The 23,618-nt window shown below is 34.9% G+C and carries 16 protein-coding genes and 1 tRNA gene; 5 read left to right on the top strand and 12 right to left on the bottom strand.

Going from position 1 to position 23,618, the window contains the following annotated elements; all coding sequences use genetic code 11:
• Both ruvC and LBU54_RS03275 read right to left on the bottom strand, forming a co-directional pair.
• Entirely contained in the window at positions 1–555 is a 555-nt protein-coding gene (ruvC, locus tag LBU54_RS03280; protein ID WP_224525780.1) for a crossover junction endodeoxyribonuclease RuvC, read from the bottom strand.
• A 4-nt stretch (positions 556–559) separates the two neighbouring features.
• Positions 560–1,159: a cell envelope biogenesis protein OmpA gene (locus LBU54_RS03275; RefSeq protein ID WP_224525777.1), complete on the bottom strand. Its 600-nt coding sequence runs from the start codon at positions 1,157–1,159 to the stop codon at positions 560–562.
• 65 nt (positions 1,160–1,224) lie between these two features.
• On the opposite strand from LBU54_RS03275, the gene LBU54_RS03270 reads away from it, so the two are divergent.
• From LBU54_RS03270 to LBU54_RS03255, 4 genes are read left to right on the top strand one after another with little or no spacing between them, the layout of a single operon-like run.
• Positions 1,225–2,193, top strand: a complete 969-nt coding sequence (locus LBU54_RS03270) for a hypothetical protein (RefSeq protein WP_224525774.1) — start codon at positions 1,225–1,227, stop codon at positions 2,191–2,193.
• Positions 2,190–3,332: a glycosyltransferase family 2 protein gene (locus LBU54_RS03265; RefSeq protein WP_224525771.1), complete on the top strand. Its 1,143-nt coding sequence runs from the start codon at positions 2,190–2,192 to the stop codon at positions 3,330–3,332. The genes LBU54_RS03270 and LBU54_RS03265 overlap by 4 nt, the downstream gene beginning before the upstream one ends.
• A 48-nt stretch (positions 3,333–3,380) precedes the next feature.
• Positions 3,381–4,244: a hypothetical protein gene (locus LBU54_RS03260; protein ID WP_224525768.1), complete on the top strand. Its 864-nt coding sequence runs from the start codon at positions 3,381–3,383 to the stop codon at positions 4,242–4,244.
• Positions 4,244–4,981 carry a Bax inhibitor-1/YccA family protein gene (locus LBU54_RS03255; RefSeq protein WP_224525765.1) on the top strand — a complete coding sequence of 246 codons (738 nt, stop codon included), beginning with the start codon at positions 4,244–4,246 and terminating at the stop codon, positions 4,979–4,981. The genes LBU54_RS03260 and LBU54_RS03255 overlap by 1 nt, the downstream gene beginning before the upstream one ends.
• Positions 4,982–4,990: 9 nt before the next feature.
• Here LBU54_RS03255 and LBU54_RS03250 read toward each other — a convergent pair whose 3' ends face one another.
• Positions 4,991–5,467, bottom strand: coding sequence for a hypothetical protein (locus LBU54_RS03250; RefSeq protein WP_224525763.1), 477 nt, complete (start codon positions 5,465–5,467; stop codon positions 4,991–4,993).
• Between the two features lie 117 nt (positions 5,468–5,584).
• On the opposite strand from LBU54_RS03250, the gene LBU54_RS03245 reads away from it, so the two are divergent.
• Positions 5,585–6,082 (top strand): DUF456 domain-containing protein, encoded by a 498-nt coding sequence (locus LBU54_RS03245; protein ID WP_224525760.1) that lies wholly within the window; start codon positions 5,585–5,587, stop codon positions 6,080–6,082.
• A gap of 237 nt (positions 6,083–6,319) precedes the next feature.
• Here LBU54_RS03245 and LBU54_RS03240 read toward each other — a convergent pair whose 3' ends face one another.
• The 9 genes from LBU54_RS03240 to dnaE all read right to left on the bottom strand — a co-directional run bounded on the left by LBU54_RS03240 (position 6,320) and on the right by dnaE (position 23,509).
• A complete protein-coding gene (locus LBU54_RS03240; protein WP_224525757.1) occupies positions 6,320–6,988 on the bottom strand; it encodes a response regulator in 669 nt (222 codons plus the stop codon).
• Positions 6,985–9,015 carry a tetratricopeptide repeat-containing sensor histidine kinase gene (locus LBU54_RS03235; RefSeq protein WP_224525754.1) on the bottom strand — a complete coding sequence of 677 codons (2,031 nt, stop codon included), beginning with the start codon at positions 9,013–9,015 and terminating at the stop codon, positions 6,985–6,987. Before LBU54_RS03235 ends, LBU54_RS03240 begins: the two co-directional genes overlap by 4 nt.
• Positions 9,016–9,147: 132 nt before the next feature.
• Positions 9,148–9,315 (bottom strand): hypothetical protein, encoded by a 168-nt coding sequence (locus tag LBU54_RS03230; RefSeq protein WP_224525750.1) that lies wholly within the window; start codon positions 9,313–9,315, stop codon positions 9,148–9,150.
• Between the two features lie 275 nt (positions 9,316–9,590).
• Positions 9,591–14,492, bottom strand: a complete 4,902-nt coding sequence (locus tag LBU54_RS03225; protein ID WP_224525741.1) for a LamG-like jellyroll fold domain-containing protein — start codon at positions 14,490–14,492, stop codon at positions 9,591–9,593.
• A 419-nt stretch (positions 14,493–14,911) separates the two neighbouring features.
• A tRNA-Asp gene (locus LBU54_RS03220) sits at positions 14,912–14,985 on the bottom strand.
• A 76-nt stretch (positions 14,986–15,061) separates the two neighbouring features.
• Positions 15,062–15,991: a DUF58 domain-containing protein gene (locus tag LBU54_RS03215; RefSeq protein ID WP_224525740.1), complete on the bottom strand. Its 930-nt coding sequence runs from the start codon at positions 15,989–15,991 to the stop codon at positions 15,062–15,064.
• A gap of 67 nt (positions 15,992–16,058) precedes the next feature.
• Positions 16,059–16,376, bottom strand: a complete 318-nt coding sequence (gene trxA, locus LBU54_RS03210; protein WP_224525738.1) for a thioredoxin — start codon at positions 16,374–16,376, stop codon at positions 16,059–16,061.
• A 145-nt stretch (positions 16,377–16,521) separates the two neighbouring features.
• The gene (locus LBU54_RS03205) at positions 16,522–19,008 is read right to left on the bottom strand and encodes a T9SS type A sorting domain-containing protein (protein ID WP_224525736.1); all 2,487 of its coding nucleotides are present in this window, start codon (positions 19,006–19,008) and stop codon (positions 16,522–16,524) included.
• Between the two features lie 115 nt (positions 19,009–19,123).
• Entirely contained in the window at positions 19,124–23,509 is a 4,386-nt protein-coding gene (gene dnaE, locus LBU54_RS03200; protein WP_224525724.1) for a DNA polymerase III subunit alpha, read from the bottom strand.
• Positions 23,510–23,618 lie beyond the last annotated feature (109 nt).

Genomic DNA, 23,618 nt, shown 5'->3' with positions numbered 1-23,618 from the left:
TCACTTTTTTAACCTATCGCCATTCTGCTTTACAAATGCAGACCAACCCGAATAACTTTTACCAACATCTACTCTGCCCTGATTATAAAAGTGACAAACCGCTGCGGCCAAACCATCTGTAGAATCAAGATTTTTTGGAAGCGATTTTAGTTGCAATAAACTCTGTAACATTTTTGCAACTTGTTCTTTGCTTGCATTACCATTTCCGGTAATGGCCATTTTTATTTTTTTTGGAGAATATTCGGTTATTGGTACTTCGCGAGATAATCCCGCTGCCATAGCAACACCTTGTGCCCTCCCAAGCTTCAGCATACTCTGCACATTTTTACCGTAGAAGGGAGCCTCAATTGCGATTTCGTCTGGAAGATATGTGTCTATTAACTCAACTGTACGTTCAAAAATGAGCTTAAGCTTTAGGTAATGATCTTCATATTTTTTTAAGTGAAGTTCATTAAGTTGCATAAACTCCATTGACTTGCCAACAATTTTAATCAATCCAAACCCCATGATTGTGGTTCCCGGATCAATGCCTAATATTATTTTCTCTTTTCCCATTTTCTTAATCACAATATTGACAGCCACTTAAGGCAATAGATAATCCAAATGTTACATTAAACAAATTGCCATTAAAGGCACCTAATCCGTCTAATACAGGATTATAATTATCTAATGATGTCAATCCATATAGATAGGCGAAATCAGTATAGAATGCTACTTTTTCGTTTATCGCATAGTGAATCTCCAATCCCCCTAAAAGATTTAGATAAGTTTGTTTGTTATCTCCCAAAGTCCCTAAAGGCTTCACAAACGATAAACCGGGACCTGCATGCAATACAGTACTCATACGCTGCGGAAGAAATGCTAAATATTCTGTTGGAATAAACACAAATTGAGCGTTAATACGAGAATAATTGACCTTGAATTCAGGTGTATTGTCCTCATTTTTAAATCTATTGAAGCCGTAATCTAGCTTGACACCGTAATCGCGTTTAAACATGTGTTGTATACCTAGATTTACTGTTGGAAAATTTAAGGTTTGGGCCGTGCTTCCCTCAACAAATCCAGCATCATTAGGGTTGTTAAATCCCAATGCAATGAGTGCTCTCCATTTGCCAGATTCCCTCAATTGTGCATTACCGCTGGATAGCCAAAAAACCATGCAAAAAAACAGTATATATTGTTTGCTGAGGTTAAGCATCATTATTTTTTAAGTTATTTTGCATTATGCATTATGATGTGCCTTACAAAACTAAGCAATTCTTATTTGTACTTATTAAATTAAGTATTGTTGTTGGGGCAAGTTATTTTATCTATACTAAACTTGTAAGAAACGAAAACTTACTTTTTAGTAATTATATTGCATTTATGGTCGAAAATGACCCTTTTTCGGCAAAAAATGGCTTCATTTTAATCATTTTGACCATTTTTAACTGGTTTTTTGAAATTTTAAAATGGCAAAAATTAATAGGTAGTATTCAAAAAATTACATTTAAAAATGCACTAGAACAAAGTTTAGGCGCCCTCACCGCTTCACTAATTACGCCAAACAGGATTGGCGATTACGGTGCTAAAATTATCTATTATACTTCTAATGCAAGAGAAAAAGTTGTTCTTCTAAATCTAGTTGGTAATATTTCACAAATGGCAGTGACTACACTGTTAGGTGTTATTGGACTTCTTGTTTTTGTTACCAAGTACAATATTGAAATTGATTATTACCGTATCGCTAGATTTGTTTTTATTCTTTTAATTATTGCGGTTTTATCCTTTTTTGGAGTAAAACACAAAAAGTTTAAGGTCAAAGGTTACGACTTTTCTGCTATTATTTCATTTATAAAGAAGATAAACATTAGTATTCATGTAAACACCGTTGTCCTTTCCTTTGTTAGGTATCTTATCTTCTCATTCCAGTTTTATTTTTTGCTAAATATATTTGGTGTAAAGCTGTACTATTTTGATGCAATGGTAGTGATTTCCAGCATGTATTTTATAGCATCGGTTATTCCTTCCATTTCTATTTTTGATGTTGTAATAAAAGGAAGTGTCGCGGTATTCCTTTTTGGGTTTTTAAAGGTGAATGAACTTACCGTGTTATCAATTACCACCACAATGTGGATACTTAATTTTGCAATACCAAGTTTATTTGGAAGTTATTTTGTATTAAATTTTAAACTCCCTAACAACGAGTCATGACGGCCGAAACATTATTCATTATTGCAATTTTATTTTACCTTTTGGTAATGAGCAGTCTTGTTTATGGTTTTGATAGAATGGCTGTTTTTAAATTGAGTGACAAGAAGGCTAAGACCAAGTTTTCTGTTGTGATACCCTTTAGAAATGAAGCCGCAAATTTGCCAGCGTTATTACAATCGCTTTCGGAATTAGAATACCCAAAATCGCATTTTGAAATACTACTAATTAATGATGATTCAACTGACAATTCTGATAATATTATAAATGAATTTCTCAAATTAGAGAATTCAAAACTGAATATTGACATTCGCGTCATTTCCAATATTAGAAATACGGATTCTCCCAAAAAAGATGCAATTACTTTGGCTGCTAAAAAGGCAAAAAATGATTGGATTTTAACGACTGATGCAGACTGCATACTGCCAAAATATTGGTTAGATGTATTTGATGAAAAAATTCAATTGACAGATGCTGTGGCTATAGTTGGTCCGATTACCTTAATAAAAGAGAATGCCTTCATTAATAAATTTCAGTCCTTAGAGATACTGGCACTTCAAGGTGCTACAATAGGCGGATTTGGTATTAAAAGACCTTTAATGTGCAATGGTGCCAACTTTTGCTATTCAAAATTTGCTTTTTACGAATGTGGTGGCTTTGAGGGTAATACCGACATTGCTAGTGGTGATGATCTTTTTTTGCTAGAAAAGCTGACAAAACGATTTAAAAACAAGGTCCACTATTTAAAAGCAGAAAGTGCTATTGTCCTGACAAAACCTGAAAATACCCTAAAGGGGCTAATTCAGCAACGTCTCAGATGGACCTCCAAAAACAGCAATTACAGCAACTGGCTTACAAAGATTGTTGGATTAATTGTATTTATGGGCAATCTAAGTCTTATTATGCTCCTTCCATTGGTAATCTTTAATATTGTTGGGAATAGAGTTGCCATTGCGCTTCTTGTTATAAAATTGAGTATTGATTTTTTGCTCTTGTTTAAGGCAGCTCGTTTTTTCAATAGGGAGAATTGCTTGAATTCGTTCTTGCTCTCAAGCTTTATATATCCAATGTTCAGTGTATATATCGTTTTTTTAAGTCTTTTTTCAAGCTATGATTGGAAAGGAAGAACCTTTAGGAAATGACATCTAGATAATTTTTGGTAGATTTACTAAAACCAAATCAATTCTATAATGAAACAGATTTTTAGTCTACTCTTTTTAGTCATTGTATTTCAATTAAGCCATAGTCAGGAGACCTATACCGTAGGTAATGAGAACTTAGAATTAAAAACGGAAGTGAACGGAAAATTAGATTTTCTATGGAACACATTTGATAGTGTCTATCGCTATTTTGTCCGTACTGAAGATGGTACAATCACCGAATTAAAAAACACCAGAGGCTCGGATAAGAAGTTTCAAGAAGAATATAAGGCCATACTCAAAAAACTTACTAGTGGCTTGGATACTTCAAGATTAAAACTTACCGTGTATGATTTAAAGAAATTTATTGACGCATATAATAGCTCCATAGACAGCAATTATATTTCAGTACAAAAGGATAGTAAAATAGATTTTAGACTTGGATTTTCCGGAGGTGCAACCAACAATCCGTTTGTTAGCAATCCTGATAATAAAACTGTTCCGCTAATCGGTGCCGAAGTTGAAATTTTTGAAGAGAGTAAGCTTCCTAGACATTCGGGTTTCTTGCAAGCGCGACATACCTTTGAAAGCGATGAATTTAAATACAGTGCTACAGAATTCTCTCTTGGTTATAGATATCGCATTGTAAATAAAACGGCTTTTTCAATTTATGGTCAAGTAAAGGTGGCTACTCTAAATTTTACCAATGCCACAGTAATTGGAAGCAGTAATAGCGAATTGGACATTAGTGAAACGGCTTTTGACCTTCCGCTAATTTTTGGCATCGGTTCAGATATTAAAGTTGGTGCGAATAATTTCATTACTATTATTTACGGCGAATTATTTGGGGTATTTTTAGATAATCAAGGTAATTTTTCCACTGATATTTCTTTAGGTTATAAATTCAATCTTTAATGAGCTTACGAAATTTTAAAACTTCCAATCCAGTATTTAATGGATACTTTTGGGAGGATGATCGTTCCTCATCAAAAACCATGTCGGTCCTAGGAATTTTTATCAAGTCCATGGCAGGTATTGTAATAATCGCCGCAATAACGGCTTACCTATGGAAACTTAGTGAAGGTGGCATGCACATGCGCTGGTTCACTTTAGGCGGTATGCTAGGCGCAATAGTCATTAGCATTGTCATTTCTCTGAGAAAACATTGGGCACATATCTTAGTGCCTTTGTATGTTGTGGCAAAGGGTTTCTTCTTAGGAGGTTTCTCGTCCTATGCACATAGAAATTTTCCGGATCTACCCTATCAAGCCATTGGTGTAACCATTGTTACCTTTTTTGTAATGCTACTACTTTATCAATTCCGTATAATAGTTGTGACCAAGAAACTTAGAAGTGTCATCATAACGGCAACCATAAGTATAATGGTAGTTTACATTATTTCTTTTATCCTCAACTTTTTTGGGATTAAATCTTATATCTGGGGAACATCTTGGTTTGCAATTGCATTTAATATTTTGGCAGCCATTGTGGCTTCATTTGCATTACTTTTAGACTTTGACTACATTGAACGCTATAAAGGCAAGGCTCCTAAATATAAGGAATGGCTTGCCACTTGGGGACTTCTGGCAACGCTAATTTGGCTTTATGTTGAAGTATTGCGCTTAATGCAAAAACTAGCCATTAGGTTTTAATCTAATAAATCAATTAATTTTAACTACCACTGGGAATTCAAACGATGTCGTGACTTGTTGTCCACGTTTAATCGCTGGGTATATTTTGGGAACGGTTTTTAGACTGTTAATTAATAAACTGTCTATTTCAGGAATTTCCATTTTAGTCTCAGGTTTGTATGCAATGGACTCTACTGAAAGATTGCCAGATTTATCAATAGTTAATTGAAGTATTATAGTATCACTCACATCATTTGTAACCACCAAGTTCTGTTCGTTCAAATAAGTGTTTACTTTAGTTATCAGGGTATTTTGAAAACAGCGCTTGCTATCTTCTTTTCTGGTGAGTGAATCGCAAGTAGAAAATGTTGGATAGGTGTCTACCTCATTCCAGTTAAACGTCTGCAACTCTTCCTTTAACAAATCTTCCGAATACACTTTTTCCTTTTCAAAGTAGTTGCAGGATGTCACAAAAAACAACACAAAAAGAGAAGCAACAAATCTCATTAGCACAGTTAAGTTGCTGAAAAGTACGATTTTTTACGTACAATTTCATAATATAGAAATAACATGTGTAACATATTATTTAACATAACGTCATACCATTGAATAGAATTTATTTTAATGGAATTATTCTTAATATTTATTGCACTACTTCTAATGTTACTCGGAATTCTAGGTAGTTTCTTGCCTGTACTTCCAGGACCTCTAACCAGCTGGGCAGGTTTATTAGTGTTACACTTTACCGATGGCGTAGAATTGAGTCAAACATTTTTAATAACAACCTTGGCTGTTGCTGTTTTTATCTTTGTATTAGATTACATAATACCTGTATTAGGCACCAAACGTTTTGGTGGCAGTCGATCAGGAATGATTGGAACAACACTAGGATTGATTGTTGGTTTATTATCACCTATCCCATTTGGTATAATAATAGGGCCATTTATTGGGGCACTAATTGGTGAAATGCTTCATAGAAACGATATGAAAAAAGCTACTAAAGCAGCCTTTGGTTCTTTCCTCGGTTTTATTGCCTCTTCATTTCTAAAATTTATTGTTGCAATTATTTTCCTCGGCTTTTTTATCATTAAACTTTCTGAGCATTCCGGGCCCTGGTTTTAGCATTAATAAAAAAACCTGGAAGCAGGCGCTTCCAGGTTCATTTTCTTGCTATTAACTCAACAATGACTTAAGAGGATTAATTAATTCTTGTTGACTGGCGTAAATATAGGTTACGGCATTAACTTTTTGCTGTGGTAAATCCGCAAACTTGATGTGGGAAAACCGTAGTTTATAGGAATGACAGTACTTTAGAGCGTCTTTAAACACTACAATAATGACCTGTTTTTTGCGATTTTACTACAAATAGCCTTTTTCTCGTGCCTCTTGAAGCAAAGATTCATCTTTTCCGTCTCTGACAGAGAACAGTAACTTAAGCTGTTTCTTTCGTTTTTCGATGGCACTTGTAGAAAGGGGAATATACTCGCTAAGGCTTTTGGTTTTTATACCTTGTGAGAGCAAATGAAGTATTTTCCTGTTGATATCGTCTACATAAATTTCGCTCGAAATAGTCTTTTTTATGTAATTACTAACTGTACTGCTATAATATGGCGGAAACCGCAAGATCTGTTGGAAGGCATCCGCAAGCTCCATAGAAGTCAAATCGCTCTTTATTAAAAAACCGTCAGGATTAATCTCTTTTATAATATTATGAATTCGAAAAGATTCATTAAACATTGTAAGAATAATGATTTTTGAGTCTGGCATAACCTTTTTGGCAAGAAGCGCTAGATCTTCACCTGATGTATATTTTCCATCTTCAGAACCAGGTAAACTTATATCAAAAAAGCAGACATCGTAAGGCGTATTTTTGGCAGCCCTATTAATCATTAATTGGGCTGTATCGCAATTATTAGCCGTATCAATAAGTAAAGTCTGATCGTCTTCCTTGGTTGCCATTAACACATTTTGGTAGCCCTCTATTATTATAGGGTGATCATCTACCATAAGTATGTTAATATGCTTCATGTCGATTGGTTTAAATAGGGAATCCTAACATTAACAACTGTACCATTTCCAACTTGTGATGACCACTCAATTTTACCATCAATAGCAGTTACACGAGAAGTCATGTTTTTTAACCCAATGCCTTTTTTGCCTTTTGATGTATCAAATCCGTCACCATCATCAATGATATCTAAGCAAATTACATTTTTTTGAAGGGAAATACTAATTTTTATTGCCTTTGCATTGGCGTGTTTATAAACATTTTGCATGGCCTCTTGTATAATCCTGTAAATGTTTATTTTAACTCTGTTATTCACCATTTCCCAATCAATTTCATCATCATGGTCAAATTCATATTCCAAATTATAGGCATTGGTTTGATTGGCAATTAATTCTGAAACAATATCCGCGAACCCAGCACCAGCGACAAAATCGGTATTCAATTCATGGGAAATTTTCCTTATGTCTTCTTCTATGGTTTTGAGTTGGCTTATATATGCCGCTCTTGTAGTCATAGCATCTTTACCATCCTTAAAATTAATACTATCTAAACTAAGTCGTGTACCAAATAAGCGCCCAAGTATACCGTCATGTAATTCCTCAGAAATACGTTTTTTTTCTGTAGTCCTTGCCTCATCAACCCTATCTTGTTGTTCACGGATAAGATTATAAATATCCTCATTTGCCTTGGACTGCACTTGTATGAGTTTAAGTTTTCTATTCTTTGCACGTTGGGATATTACCAAATAGACAATTATTGCTGTTAATAAAAGTCCTATGGACAAAATCAATAGATAAAGGTTTTCCTTTGAGATCTGTTCATTCTCTGCTTCAAGCTCATCAGTTTTATATTCTATTCGAGCAAACTTATTACGTGTTGCTCGCTCTACACCGAGCAAACTATCACTTAGATTAATGTGTTGCTCTAAATACGAATTGCTTTCTTCACCATCTGTGAGTCGGGCCAAAATAATCATGGCCTCTAAATAATAGTCATTTCTTGGTATAGCCTTTGCTATTTTATAGGTCTGACGAGCATACTTCATTGAAGAATCTGCAATTTTGTTAGCTTCATAAAATTTTGCCAGGTCTAAAGAAGCTACCAATTTTACATAATCATCCTCAATTTCCTCACTTATACTTAGTGATTTTATAAGGTCTTTTTCTACATCATAATAGTCATAATTACTGCTTAAAAATTTAGTGAAAGCATAATTAGCTAAGACCAGTCCATAAAAGGACATATCTTCCTTAATTTGGGGATTTTGAAAAATCTCTGAAAACAGTTCAAGAGCCTTATCAAACTCTCGTTTTTCACGATAGGTTATGGCAATATTATTCAAAGATTCTATGGCTAGTTGCTTGCCATTATCCAAGTTTTCAGCAACCTTTACGGCTTGATTATGGAATGCAATGGCTTCTTCAAAATTTTCAAGCTTATATGACACCAATCCCAACAGATTCAAAATTCTATACTTCAATAAATCATTGCCTTTAAGATCCAAACCATCTAATATTCTCAAGGCTGATATAGCATTCTGTTCACTCCCCAGATAATCTTTCTCGTCATCTTGAATGTAGGCAATATTATATAGGGCATTGGCCTTATCACTAAATTTATTTAGAGCATCGAAATATTTTAAAGCATCCAAATAATATTTAAAGCCCAGTTCGTTATTAAGATTTATATAAGTATTTAAATATCCTAATCCAGCATTTATATAGGCAATACCCAAAGAATCATTCAGTTTCTTGGCTGTCTCTAGATTGTTTAGGGAGTTGCTTTCATAAAGCTCATATTCGCCTGTAAGCAAATAAACAAACGCCAGTTTACGTTCACTAATTAAGGTTGTAGAATCAGATTTTGTACGTTTTGATAATTCTACCGCCTGTTTACCATATTCAATACGCATATCTTTGGATAAAGTGTTATCCACAGATAAATCCCTTAATATATATACAGAGTCTAGAAGTGAGTTATTTTCTTGAGATTGCGTTAAAAAAGGTATCGCAAAAATTGAAAATATAAATAGCAGTTTAAGCTTCAACAGTAAATATTTTATTTACTCTCAAAGTTATAATTTTTTAGGTAACGTAGATAAAAATTGAATGTGATATAAAAAAGCACAAAAAGCCCATAGCTCAAAGAGTTATAGGCATTTATATATTATAAAGTGAGTTTACCCTTGTGTAGGTAATTGTCCTCCTTTTTTACCGCTAGCCAGTAAATCAATCTTTTCAGGTTGGTTCGTATCGCTATTCTCTGTTACAATGTCTTCAGATTGTATACCAGAAACTGTTAATAAAGCGATTGCTACTAAAGTTAAAGTAATTTTTAGAGTTTTCATATTCGTCAATTTAGGGTTTCAATTAGTTAATAATAATTACAACGGTTTTCGCCGTAATGAGGGAGGGGAATGGATAATTAACTATTACAGGTATTAAACCTAAACTGTACTAAATAAAACGAGGGACGTTTTGTCTTAAAGTAAAATGGATTTTCTTGGAAAGAGATAATTAGGGCTTTCAAGAGCATCAAATATACATGTTATTAGTAAATTTGCAAATATTTGAACGATTAAATGTATAATTTTATCGTTGTAATGCACTAATAATACTCTAACTAGTTAATAATTAACTTTTTAGATATCGTGCCTTGATCGGTATAAAGTTTAACTATATAAGTACCACTAGACACTTTTAACGGAATTCTACTCAAAGTATCAGTATTATTAAAAACCTTTCGCAATACTTCTTGTCCCATAATATTATAAATTGTTGCTTCAACAATAAGCATATTATTTGGATTTGATATAAAGACACTTTCATTTTGATCTTTATAGAAGACGTTAAGAATAGATTCATCCAAATCAGCCGAATTAACCGAAAGGCTTTCTTGCTGATTAAACGTTATAGCAAATCGATCTTCATAATCACCACTATCCATAAATAGCTGAAAAATCGAACTATTAAGTAGATAATATGAATTGGTCAATTTGTCCTTTAGATAAATGTCTAACTCTGGATCTAAATTTTCGATACTTTTTAATTTAATTGAAAAAATACCTGATGCTCCCAATTTTACACCCAAAGGAAATTCCTGATTTAAATTGAAATTATTTACGCCTTGGATAACAAATTTATTATTGTCAAGGACCCAATACATGTCTTCCATGTTTAAATCGGCTAAAAATGCATCATAACCCAAATCAAATCCATCTGACGCGTTAGGATTAAGACCTATAGCTATTTCTCTTTTAAAACCAGTTGGAGATTTAAACAATAGTCTTATCATTGGCGTGTCTTCAATTTCATTTTGAGAGCTTGTGGTGGTTAAATTGGATTTCATGAATGTTGAATTACCAACAAACTCTCGCTCAAATAGTCTTTGTCCGTTGTTAAAAACCACATTACCACCATCTACTGTTACCAATGGTGTACCGTTATCATTCTCAAATCCATCTATAGCTGTGGAAACAAAAAAACCTTGATTTACTGGTATGTAAGGTCCAGGGATTTTTGTCCCTGTAGCAGGATTACCGCCATCTGAGGTATTATTAATTTGAGGCTCATTTGAAATAGCTGCAACACCACCTAGCAAATTTCTCGTGGCGTAGCCACCCACATAATCTCCAAGCTGATGCGAATTCTCTTCTCCAAAGTGATCCCAAAAATAGATTGCACCATTGAATATGGTTCCATTTTCATTGTTTCCACCATCCGCTATACTCATATTATCTAAAATGAATTGAGTCGCATCTATTGCGGATGGATATGGGTTTCCGATTAATCTATCAACATTTCCTGTTGGGTTTTGTGCAGTAATATTTTTATCAAGCGGAATCAAAATTTCGCCGTTATTAGGAAGTCCTTTAAACACATAGTTCTGAACTTCCGTAAAAAGATCAGCCGGTCCAGAAGAACCTTTCATAGTAAAACCTTCTCCAGGCAATAAACTAGTTGTTTCATTAATGGAATTCCAAGACCCATAATCATCAGTAGGACCATAAAATTTATATAACCAATATGAACTAATTGTTATCGGGCTTGACGCACCTCCGTCAGCCGCAAAAGCAGATGGATCAAAGTTTATATTTTGATAGATTGCTGAATTTGTTCCATCAAATAATACATCTTCTAGTTGTGCGTTCTGAGCACCAAGAGCTATACCTGTTCCTCTAGTAGCACTATTTCCAACAATAGGTCCGACGGAAGAAGACCAATAATTATAATTAAAACTATTTGCTACGCCTTGCTGATCGCGTTCTATAAATCCGCCACTATCAGCATCTAGTATACTACCCTCCGTTTGTATTAATTGAGATTGACCAACTAAGTCAATTATTCCATCTATTTCAAGGTAATTTGTTACTATCAGTGCCTGACCTGAATTGTTTTCATCAAGATTTTCATTCGGATTTGCTACTGTAAGTTTTGTAGTATTGGTTAAGGCAAGTAGTTTTAAATCTCTATCACCTGAAGTGATATCGTGATTAATTTCTACGATATTCCAATCGATCATTGTAACACCATCCAAACCTAAAGAGTTAGGTATTGGCTGAACAGTTGCATTTTGCCATGTTGTAGGATTATCCCAAACTCCATTTGCAGCTGTTACATAGGGTAATGGCGCTGTCTGGGATTCAACAACTTCTTTGTTATTTGACAGATAGTTTATCCTAAGAAAATTCCTCGCATCAGTCTGTCCTTCTACTGTAGACCCATAGATTGAATTAAAATTGTAATATGCTCTTAAACTACTCCAGTTAATATCAATTACTGGATTACTTATTGAATTTCCAGGCAATGCTTTTCCTGATACATAGTCTACACCAGCAATATCTAATCGTTCAATTTCTTGATTCATTAAATATCTGACCTGATCTTGGTTTAATGGTGTATCCCAAACGTAGATCTCATCTACCTCTCCCAGAAGTGGGTTTATAATATTTGATTTATCAATAAATAAGGCACCAACAGCAAATCTGTTGAAATTTGGTGAAGGCGCAACAACATCCAACTCCGTTTTGTCCAAAATCCCATCAATATAAAGAAAGATGGTTCCACTTCTATAGACAAAGGTCAGGTGATGCCAATGGTTATCATTAATTTGAATTGTAGATGTAAACTTAGGCGTTGTAGCATCATCAATTAATACTTCTACCTGATTTTGGGTATTAAGTCTAAACTGTAGCTTATCTCCTTTAGACATTACAGTTCGGATTTGATTTGTAGGATTACTTCTTACCCACGCAGAAATTGTGAAATTATCACTATTTAAATTGAGATTGGATTCACCCACCAAATAATTTCCTGCGGTAATATTCATTGCATAATCACCAGCCGTTTGCTGCGCTCTTGCAAATGAAAAATATTTTGTTCCGTCAAAATCGTACCATACTTCTAAGTTGCCACTGCCATCAGGTTTTAATGGAATTACATCTATTATTTTGTCATTTGCAAAAGTATCATCAACAGAAACTACTAAAGCATATTCCTCATCAGCGCCTTTGACAAATCCAGCTAAAGCGCCCTCTGGTATTGACATATAAACGAAGCCGACATCACCATTAATATTTTCTTTGCTTTCTACAATTTTCCATTTTCTATCAATTCGTGTAAGCTGGGTTGTAATACCATTTTTTAAACTTACAGTGTTGGTTGCACTACCTGTATAAGCAAGATTATTACTCCCCCAAACTAAAAAATCGCCATCGTATTTAAACGCATTAGGATTGTCGCTATTCTTTGTGTAAAGATTATTTAGCCCAATTGTAACTTCATTTAATAGATTTAAGGTCTTGGATTGCTTTTGATTTAAGTCTGATATAGAATCTCGACCTATTCCAGCAACATGATAGTTATAACCAGAGTTGGCCACTACATCCCAAATTTTTGTATCAAAGGAATTAATGTAATCTTTGGTTGCTTCCTGATTTGGACCGAGCGTAATCCCATATTTAATACCGAGATAAGATTCGATTTTTTGTCTATCAGCATCTGCCACGCGTTCTGCAAATGTGAATATTTCAGCAACTCTACCATTTAGCGTTCCTTGTTGATCAAAGTTTTTACCTATCCAATAAGGTGTTCCCAGTACTGCAGGTGGACCAGGAGTCCCTACATTTACAAAAGCAATATCATCAACACTCGCAGTGGTAAGAACATTGGAGTTGTATAGTATCTCTTGGCCTGTTGGCGCTGTGGGATCGTTGTTTCTAATATTGATAATACCAGCATTGGAATATGATGTATTAAGCTCTGCATAACCATTAAAACTTCCACCTCCTGCAACATCCTGGTTATAAGAAATAACCTCATTGGTAAATTCTGTAGAGTAGTCTCCTAAACCTACTCCTGTAATATCATTGGCGTTTCCACTTGATGTGCCAGCGAAAATTGTATTTTTTGTTGAAGTATTATCTATTGTCGCATCAGGAATCATTACAACGAAAATATCTTGACTATAAAATCCATTGGTCGTATTGTAAAGAAACTGCTCTACTGTTGCTCCGTCGTTTTCAAATTTAATAACAGGATTAAAATTAATATTTGAAGCAGGGTCATCTAAAAAGGTGGGTTGGTTTGGGCCATTAGGTTGAATAGCATCTTTAGCGTTTGTCCCTAAATCTTCCCACATTGAAACTTTAGAACCCGTTTCATTAATACCTCTTGTGGTCTTGAGCCAGAGTCTAAAATCTGCAGTAACACCTCCAGGACCTGGAATATTTTCATTGAACATCTCTGCTTCAACGTTAAATGTAAAGGTTGTTGTATCCGAATTATCAATGGTAATTGTTGAAGTTTGAGTACCGGTTCCTCCCACTGGTGCAGTAAAAGTAACGTCAAAAAATATAAAGAAAAAGGGGTCTAATCCTATAAAGGGTATCGTATAAGGTGTTGAGATAACAAAATCGCCATTAGAACTATTTAATGCATTAATATCTAATGGACAGCTACCAATATTAGCTACTATAAACGTCCTAGTAACTGAATTCCCTTCATCAACGACTCCAAAAAAGGTTCCATTGGTCTCATTTGTTGTTACATCTCCATTAAAAATATCCGTAAAAGGATCTCCTCCAAGTACATAAATTTCTGGTGATCCTGTAAACTCTAGTGTAAACGTAAAATCAGGTTGATTTCTAATTTCAACAGTTACAAGTGTACTTGCAAAATTACAACTCCCAGAAATCTTGGTGATATCAAAATTTAAAAATTTCCTACCACCATTGCAGGTTTCAGGTTTTATATTTCGTCTTGGGTTATTTGGATTAATGTCAAAATCTGCAGTGTTTGAAATATCAACATCTCTTATACGCAGATTTCTACAGTTATTGGTTTCGACGTTTGTTATGGTAAACTGAATGAAATTTCCAGAATTCACAGTTACTGTGGAACCTTGGGTCACTACAGCACCACCAGTAATCTCGAGTTGCATAACTTGCGCCTCAAGAAAGAACGGAGTAAATAGAAATAAAACAAATAGTATTTTAAAACTTGAAAGAATCTTCAAAGTTTTCATAGCGGTTAGGTTTTTTGGGGCTTATTTTTCTTAAAATGATTAGTACATATACCTATTAAAAAATTTCATTAATTGATTTAGCGGTCGAACAAAATTAAATAACGAAGGTCTTAAATCGTTGTATTACTTATTTTTTCGATGTAATACGCTTTTTTTTAACATTTATGGTAAGATTATTCTTAATCTATCTTGTTGTACCATTGAATTGCGAAGAGTTTTTTAATAAGATCATAGCTCAATGATAGCATATAAAGATTCTTTTTTATAATACGAGTATCATTAATCCATACCTAAAACAAAAAAGCATCCCGATTTTCTGATAAAGAAAAAAGGAAAGCCTTTCATTGGAAAGCCTTGTATTAACTCGGCTTAACTACCTTCAGAGTTTTATCTCTGAACAACACAACTTCTTAAAGAAGCGGTCTGGACGGGACTCGAACCCGCGACCCCCTGCGTGACAGGCAGATATTCTAACCAGCTGAACTACCAGACCGTTGCATTATTGCGAGGGCAAATATACATTGCATTTTTAATATCACAAATAAAAAAGATAAAAAAACGTCATTTGTCTAGACAAATTTTTGACGCTCTATCATGTAGGTTGTAAGGATTGAATTAAATCCAGAATTTATATCTGCTTCGACATATTTTATGCGGTACTGCCCGCATTTTAATCGTAAATTTTTAAAATATTCGGCCACGGCGTTTTCGTAATTTTCCTTAATACTATCTGGGTAAAGATTTATATAATCTCCTGTTTCTATATCAATAAAACGTTTTGGTCTATTATCAAAATTGAAGGAGAGCTCTTTCTCTTTATCAAATACATGAAATAATACAACCTCATGTTTGTTGTGTTTTAAATGCCTCAGTGCTTCAAACAACTTCTCATCATCTTCAGAAGTTTGAAACATATCCGTAAAAATAAAAATCAGAGACCTTCTATGGATTTTATCTGCTATTTGATGTAGGTAGCGGTATGTTTCCGTTGATTCTGTTTTTGGTTTGGATATCACAGCTTCGCTCAACTTTGTTAACAACATCTGATGATGGCGTTCACTACCTTTTTCTGGCGAATAAAAGTCATAATTATCACTGTAAATACTTAAACCGACTGCATCACGTTGCTTTTTAAGGATATTCATTAAAGATGCACTTGCTAAGGCAGAAAATGCTATTTTATTGAGATTGTCTATGGTTGTCCCTGCAGATTTAGGGTAATGCATAGAACTACTATTATCTACAACTAGATGACATCTTAAGTTTGTTTCCTCATCATAACGTTTGGTGTAAAGTCTATCTGTTTTTGCGTACAATTTCCAGTCTATATGCTTTGTGCTTTCACCGTGGTTATAGATTTTATGTTCAGCAAACTCTGCAGAAAAACCGTGGAAAGGACTTTTATGCATCCCTGCGATAAAGCCCTCCACAACTTGTTTGGCCAATAACTCAAGATTCTTGAATCCGCCTACTTTATTTAACTGTGACTGTAAATCCATTACATGCCGAAACTAAAAAAGGTTTGCCGTACTGACAAACCTTTTATCAATTCTTTGTGATTGATGCTTACAGTAAAGCGTCTATTGCTTCTGCATAAGCGTTTTTAGGCGCTACGCCTACTTGACGTCCCACTACTTCACCGTTTTGAAAAACTAAAACAGTAGGAATGTTTCTAACACCATATTTAGCAGCAAACTCTTGATTTGAATCAACATCTACTTTACCTACTACCGCTTTGCCTTCATACTCCTTGCTAATTTCATCTATAATAGGCCCTACCATGCGACAAGGTCCACACCATGCGGCCCAAAAGTCTACCATTACTGGCTTATCACTTTTTAATACTGTTTCTTCAAACGTTGCATCTGTTATTTCTAATGCCATAATATTTAATTTAAAGTATTTTACTTCTCTTTGATTTGCAATATTAGTCAAAAAAAACACCAAACCTTACATCTCACATATTTGATTTGTTTATAGCTTAATTGTTTGTCATTATAGTAGGAATTTGCAACATGCTTGGCCAATATTACATTTTAAGTAGTTTCTTTACAACACTGCTGCTCATAGAACTAAGTTTGACTAAATAAAGACCTGAGGGTAGTCCCTGTAGACTTACAACAACATCCCTTTTCTTTTCTGTTAAATCAATTTTCCTAACAATCCGCCCATTAATATCTAGTATTGAGATAATACTTAAATTCTGATTGCTGTTATTCCTAATTGTAAACTGGTTTCTAGTTGGATTAGGAAATAATTGTATGGTCTTCGCTGATAACTCATAAGAATCTACACTTAGCAGTTTATTGGTAATCGTAAGCACTAACTCCTTATTGTTCCTGCAAGTCACCTCAAACTCATATAAATTTCCATCAAATATTGCACTGACCTGAGTCGGCAAGCTACAGGAGTTAATAATTCCTGTTGTAGTAGAAATAATAAATTCATCATTAATTTCACCTTCAAAACCCATCGTTACCTCAATAAGTCCATTAAATTCGGCATTACCAGTAATTGCCAATAGATCGTAATCTGTACCCTGCGACAGTCCGTCTAAATCAATGGCCAATGTGGAGCTTGTTGAAGAACTGAAATTGCCAATAAAATTCAATGCTCCTGGGGAGATTCCTGGTTCAAAAGTACCATTATTAGCATAGCTAGGTAAACCGGTTGTGTCAAAAGCCCCAATACCTTTTACCGTTCCTTGGTCAGTATTAATAAAAGAAGTACCAATTCTGTCGCTAAAACTTATACCACCAATTAGGATCTCAATTAAACCCATATTTTCAACAATACCACTAAAATTAGAATTTCCATAACCCAAAGATTTTCTAATAACTCCATAATTATTCAAAACACCGCAACCACTGAGGCTACAGCCAATACCACTTTCAACAGATTGAATATCAATTAAGCCTGTTGGTTGGTTGTTAAATGTACTTACCCAAAGGATAAGATAACCATTAACGAGATTTATAATTCCTTCATTATTAACAATTGCACCTATGAATTGTGGCGCCCCAAATGTTGGAAAGGGTCGGTTTATATTGATTGTTCCTTTATTGGTTAAGATCCCCTCAAAATCTGGCCAAAAACTTCCAATTGCTCCTAAATTCCAATTCACTGTTACATTTTCATCAAATAAGGAAGGCTCTAAAAAAGCTATACCAGCATTTAAAGTCATAACAGTATTACCTTCAACTGTTATAGACTTGATCTGAACGTTATCATTTATTTCTACAGTACTTCCATCAGGGATCATAACATGATTATCACTGTTGGGCACGGCTAAATACTCCCAGTTATATGCATCATTCCAATTATAACCATCGCCATTACCTGTCCAGGTCACCATGGCGGGTGCTGGTATAATATCAATGACCTCTATCACAACTTCATTGCTGTTATGGCAACCCACACTAAACTCATAAATATGACCACCATAAACGGCAAAAGCTTGTGTATCTAAATTACATGTTGTAATCGAACCCGTTGTGGTAACCACACTAAACTCAGTATTGATAAGGGGTTCAAAATCTAACAACACATTAACCTGCCCATTGAATACAACATTACCTTGAATGTTTATGACGTCGTAACTCATCCCTTGTGCATAGCCATAGAGTTCTACATCTAATTTTGAACTTGGTGAGTTTGTGAAATCACCTATTAACGTTAAAACTCCTGCTGAACCTCCAGGCTCTAGCCTACCATTATTGACAAAGGTTCCAGAATCTGGTAATTTAATGGTATTTGATCCCTTTAAAATCCCAATAGTATGATTACTCAAATACGAACTAGAAAAGTTGAGAACACTTTGTTTAGAATCAATAGTCCCAAAGTTATCCACAGGAACCATAATATCAACATAACCAGAATCCTGCGAGGCCTCGAGAGTACCATAATTAGTAATTGCGCCAACTGTATAATACCCAGGTATTGGAATCGTAGGAAGAATATCACTTTGGTCATGTAATGTCACACTCCCATATTGTAAATTAATTAGCTCTGACCCGGTCAAAAGCAACAATACGGCTGAGTATTGCAGACTTAATCCCCCTTCATTATTTAGAATACAATAACTTAAAGAAGATGCATACATTGCCCCAGAATGAATATAAATAGCGCCTTTATTTGTTAGGGTACTTATATGTGCACTGGCACCTGTTTCCCCAGAATTAATATCACCACTATACCAGTTGATAACGGAAAAATAATCAAATAAAGACGGATCAGTAAATGTTATATCATTATAAATGTTTAGCACACTAAGTCTATTCAAGGTTATTGATCTTGCATAGGCATGATCATTTATGGTAATATCGTTATATCCCGATATGTCATTACTTTCAGGTATTATAACATCGTTTGAAATTGAAGGAACAACTATTAAATCCCAGTTATTGGCATCTTCCCAATTTGTGCCATCTCCAGCACCTGTCCATGTTATGGTTTGAGCCTTTAAAGCTACTACCACCAAACACATCATTATAAGACTTGGTAAAAATCGTTTCATAATTAATAGCTTTCAAAAGTTAATATGAATATTGACTTTTAACTTATTAATTACAATACTATTCTACAATGATTGAAATCAGTTGTTTACAGACTGCAGAAGCATTCTTAGGGTGTTAGTTCAACTTATATTTTACATCACAATCTTCGAGTTCCTGAAGAAGTTCTTGTGATATTTTAACTTTTTGCTTCCGACTCGGCATATTCAACTTAAGTTTCTCATCATGATCATAGATTACAAAATTAAGCGCATGCTTCCCCTTATGCATTTTAAATACATCTTGCAACTCTGTTATTTTATCCTTCTCTAGGTCATCTATGTTTAGCTGAACGGAAAGTTTTTTGGCATAGGTATCCATAACATCATGCAACAGTTGGAAATTATTAAATTGAATTCGTGGTTCACCTTTTTTTCCTGTTTCCCTGTTTGTCCAGCCTTCTTTTACAAATGCTCTAACATATACGAATGAATTAACAACGAAGAAATGCCTGAATTTTAAATACTCCTCACCAAAAATTCTGAATTCATAACTATCCGAATAATCCTCAATTGTAAATAAGGCCCACCCCTTACCTTGTTTACTCACCCTATGTTGTACATCTGTAACTACGCCACCAAATGTAATTTCTCTATTTATGACAGCTTCAAGATTGTTAAATACCGAAATATCACCATTACAAAAAGTTTGCATTTCAATTTTAAAATCATCGAGAGGATGACCACTTATGTAAATACCAACTACTTCTTTCTCTCTTGAAAGTTTTTCCATTGTACCCCATTCTTCACATGGTGGTACTTTTGGCTCTGCAATTTGAACATCACTTGAATCACCAAAGAGGCTCACTTGGGCCGAGTTCTCGTTTTCCTGATGCTTTGCACCGTACCTAAGTGCTTTTTCTAAAAAGGTAATCCCATCCCCATCATGAGCAAAATACTGCGCCCTATGTGTGTTTTCAAAACAATCAAAACCACCTGCGTTTGCCAGTCCTTCGAATGATTTTTTATTTGCAGCTCTTAAATCTATCCGTTTAGCTAAGTCAAAAATAGATTTGTAATTTCCGTCCTTCTTTCTATTTTCTACGATGGTTTTTACAGCGCCTTGACCTACCCCCTTAATTGCTCCCATTCCAAATCTTACGGCATTATCTTTATTTACAGAAAACTTATAATAACTCTCATTTACACTTGGCCCTAGAACAGGTAAACGCATGCGTTTACACTCTTCCATAAAAAAGGTTACCGACTTAATATCGTTCATGTTGTTTGACAAAACCGCTGCCATATATTCTGCAGGATAATGGGCTTTCAAGTATGCGGTTTGATAAGCTATCCAAGCGTAACAAGTAGAATGACTCTTATTAAAGGCATAACTTGCAAAGGCTTCCCAGTCTTTCCATATTTTTTCCAACTTTTCGCGATCCATGCCTTTTGCTGCAGCCTGATCTAGAAACTTTGGTTTCATTTTATCTAGTGTAGCACGTTGCTTTTTTCCCATAGCCTTACGTAAAACGTCAGCTTCACCTTTGGTAAAATCAGCTAACTTCTGTGACAGAAGCATAACTTGCTCTTGATAAACCGTAATACCGTAAGTTTCCTTAAGGTATTCTTCCATTTCTGGCAAGTCATAAATTATTTCTTCCTTGCCATGTTTACGATTAATAAAACTTGGAATATATTCCATAGGTCCAGGCCTGTAAAGTGCATTCATGGCAATTAAATCATCAAAAACAGTTGGTTTAAGATGTTTCATGTGCTTCTGCATACCAGGCGATTCGTACTGAAAAATCCCAACGGTTTCACCTCGCTGAAAGAGCTCATAAGTTTTTTCGTCATCTAACGGGAAGTTCTCAGGATCTAGCTGTATGCCATGTTTTGCTTTTACAATTTTTACTGTATCCTTTATCAGTGTCAGGGTTTTTAAGCCTAGGAAGTCCATTTTAAGAAGTCCAGCACTTTCAACTACAGAGTTATCAAATTGGGTAACATATAAGTCTGAATCTTTGGCTGTTGCAACAGGAACATAATTTGTAATATCTCCAGGTGTAATAATAACGCCACAAGCATGAATACCTGTATTTCTAACTGACCCTTCTAAAACGCGCGCTTGATTTACAGTTTCTGCCTGTAAATCTTCACCTTCGGAAATATTGAGTAATTGATTAACCTTTAGTAATTCCTCTTGTCGAAACTTTTGTGCCAACTCCTTTTCGGTCTTCCCAAATATTTTACCGAGCTTGGACATGTTAGGAATTAACTTGGCAATATGATCTGCCTCATTAAGAGGTAGATCTAAAACACGAGCAGTATCACGAATGGAAGACTTTGCCGCCATTGTACCATAGGTGATAATTTGGGCAACTTGATTAGCACCATATTTATCGATTACGTATTGCATTACACGACCACGTCCTTCATCATCAAAATCAATATCTATATCTGGCATGCTAACACGATCGGGATTTAAAAAACGCTCAAAAAGAAGGTCGTATTTTATTGGATCTATGTTGGTTATCCAAAGACAATAAGCTACAACAGAGCCTGCAGCAGATCCACGACCAGGACCTACAGATACATCCATATTTCGAGCCTCTCTTATAAAATCTTCAACAATCAAAAAATAACCTGGATAGCCAGTATTTTCGATAACACTGAGTTCAAAATCCAGACGTTCTTTTATTTCAGGAGTTATGTCTCCATATCGTTTCTTGGCTCCCTCGAAAGTAAGATGCTTTAAGTACGCATTTTCTCCTCGTTTGCCACCATCCTCAAGATCTTTAGAATCCTTAAATTCGTCTGGTATATCAAAAGCCGGAAGTAATACATCACGAGCCAACTGATAAGGTTCAATTTTATCTACTACCTCCTGAATATTAATTATAGCTTCAGGAATATCCCTGAATAAGGCCTTCATTTCTTCAGAAGATTTGAAATAGTATTCTTGGTTTGGCAAACCATAACGGTAACCTCGTCCTCGGCCTATCGGAGTGGATTGTTTTTCGCCATCTTTTACACACAATAAAATGTCATGTGCATTGGCATTTTCTTGCTCAGCATAATAGGTGTTGTTGGTAGCAACCAGTTTAATTCCATGCTTTTTTGAGAATTGAACTAACACTTGATTTACGCGGTTTTCATCTTCTTGACTATGACGCATTAACTCAATGTAGAGATCATCGCCAAAAGTGTCCTTCCACCATAAAAGCGCTTCCTCTGCCTGTTTCTCACCAACATTTAAAACTTTACTGGGAACTTCACCATATAGATTTCCTGTAAGACAAATTAAATCCTTCTTGTAAGTTTGAATTAATGATTTATCTATTCTTGGGACATAGTAAAATCCATCAGTAAATGCTATCGAAGACAACTTTGCCAGATTATGGTACCCGCTTTTATTTTTTGCCAAAAGCACTATTTGGTAACCATTATCTTTTCTGGTCCTGTCTTGATGGTTTTCGCATACAAAAAACTCACATCCAACAATCGGTTTAATGATTTTCCCCTTTTTTTCTTCCCCTATTTCCTCGGCTTTTTTGTGTTCTAATTTTACTAGTTTATTGTGATTTGCCACAGCACTAACAAAATGAAAAGCTCCCATCATATTTCCATGATCGGTCAAGGCCACTGCAGGCATTTCTTCCTTAGCAGTTGCATCTACCAAATCCTTAATACTTATTGTAGATTGTAAAATGGAAAACTGCGAATGGTTGTGAAGATGAACAAAATCTACATTTGCTAATTGTTGTTTTGTTTCTTCACTCGTTTGGACAATATCTAAATCTGTTTGTTCTTCTTGAAGGCGAAGATTAATCTTTGCACTTTCTTGTTTCAGATTAATATGCTTTAATCCAATCAATTGAATAGGCTGTGGATTAGTTTGAATAAATTCTTCAAAATAATCGGGCTGGACGTCCAACTCCTCCTTCGTATACTCACTACGCCTTATTAACTCTAGAAAACAACGTGTTGTAGCTTCAACATCTGCAGTAGCATTGTGTGCCTCTGCAAAAGGCTCGTCAAAAAGAAACTCATGCAACTCTGTCAATGTTGGCAGTTTAAATTTACCACCTCGTCCACCTGGTATTTGACAAAGCTCGGCTGTGTGCTCTGTACATGTATCTAATACCGGTAATTCCTGAAGTTGATTGGCTATATTTTCGCGAACAAATTCAGCACCCATAATATTTAGATCAAACCCAACATTTTGACCAACAACAAATTTGGATTGTTCTAGGACAATATTAAATTTTTCTAAAACCTCTAATAATGGCACTCCTTGCTCTTGGGCCAACTCTGTAGAAATACCATGGATTTTTTCTGCATCAAAAGGAATATTGAAACCGTCCGGCTTGATTAAATAATCTTGGTGATCGAGACAATTACCCATTGCATCGTGCAATTGCCAAGCAATCTGGATTGCCCTTGGCCAATTATCGGTATCTGTAATTGGAGCATCCCAACGCTTGGGTAAACCCGTAGTTTCAGTGTCAAATATTAAATACATTCTTTCTTCTTTTGCTAAAAATCCGAACTTTAAAATTAGTAAATAATGCCACCTAATTAAAATGAAGTTATAAACAATTGTAAACAAAAAACGCTCCCTAAGAGGTAGC

It is taken from the genome of Winogradskyella alexanderae, assembly GCF_020166335.1.
GTDB lineage: Bacteria > Bacteroidota > Bacteroidia > Flavobacteriales > Flavobacteriaceae > Winogradskyella > Winogradskyella alexanderae.
The sequence above is the reverse complement of the archived record's forward strand: the minus strand, read 5'-3'. Positions and strand labels throughout refer to the sequence as shown.

What these genes read in the sequence shown, in the direction of transcription:
- LBU54_RS03270 (WP_224525774.1), top strand. Translation starts at nt 1,225, where the DNA reads ATGCATTATGATGTGCCTTACAAAACTAAGCAATTCTTATTTGTACTT.
- dnaE (WP_224525724.1), bottom strand. Translation starts at nt 23,509, where the DNA reads ATGTATTTAATATTTGACACTGAAACTACGGGTTTACCCAAGCGTTGG.
- LBU54_RS03275 (WP_224525777.1), bottom strand. Translation starts at nt 1,159, where the DNA reads ATGGTTTTTTGGCTATCCAGCGGTAATGCACAATTGAGGGAATCTGGC.
- LBU54_RS03260 (WP_224525768.1), top strand. Translation starts at nt 3,381, where the DNA reads ATGAAACAGATTTTTAGTCTACTCTTTTTAGTCATTGTATTTCAATTA.
- LBU54_RS03215 (WP_224525740.1), bottom strand. Translation starts at nt 15,991, where the DNA reads ATGGATTTACAGTCACAGTTAAATAAAGTAGGCGGATTCAAGAATCTT.
- LBU54_RS03250 (WP_224525763.1), bottom strand. Translation starts at nt 5,467, where the DNA reads ATGAGATTTGTTGCTTCTCTTTTTGTGTTGTTTTTTGTGACATCCTGC.
- LBU54_RS03240 (WP_224525757.1), bottom strand. Translation starts at nt 6,988, where the DNA reads ATGAAGCATATTAACATACTTATGGTAGATGATCACCCTATAATAATA.
- trxA (WP_224525738.1), bottom strand. Translation starts at nt 16,376, where the DNA reads ATGGCATTAGAAATAACAGATGCAACGTTTGAAGAAACAGTATTAAAA.
- LBU54_RS03245 (WP_224525760.1), top strand. Translation starts at nt 5,585, where the DNA reads ATGGAATTATTCTTAATATTTATTGCACTACTTCTAATGTTACTCGGA.
- LBU54_RS03255 (WP_224525765.1), top strand. Translation starts at nt 4,244, where the DNA reads ATGAGCTTACGAAATTTTAAAACTTCCAATCCAGTATTTAATGGATAC.
- LBU54_RS03225 (WP_224525741.1), bottom strand. Translation starts at nt 14,492, where the DNA reads ATGAAAACTTTGAAGATTCTTTCAAGTTTTAAAATACTATTTGTTTTA.
- LBU54_RS03265 (WP_224525771.1), top strand. Translation starts at nt 2,190, where the DNA reads ATGACGGCCGAAACATTATTCATTATTGCAATTTTATTTTACCTTTTG.
- LBU54_RS03205 (WP_224525736.1), bottom strand. Translation starts at nt 19,008, where the DNA reads ATGAAACGATTTTTACCAAGTCTTATAATGATGTGTTTGGTGGTAGTA.
- LBU54_RS03230 (WP_224525750.1), bottom strand. Translation starts at nt 9,315, where the DNA reads ATGAAAACTCTAAAAATTACTTTAACTTTAGTAGCAATCGCTTTATTA.
- ruvC (WP_224525780.1), bottom strand. Translation starts at nt 555, where the DNA reads ATGGGAAAAGAGAAAATAATATTAGGCATTGATCCGGGAACCACAATC.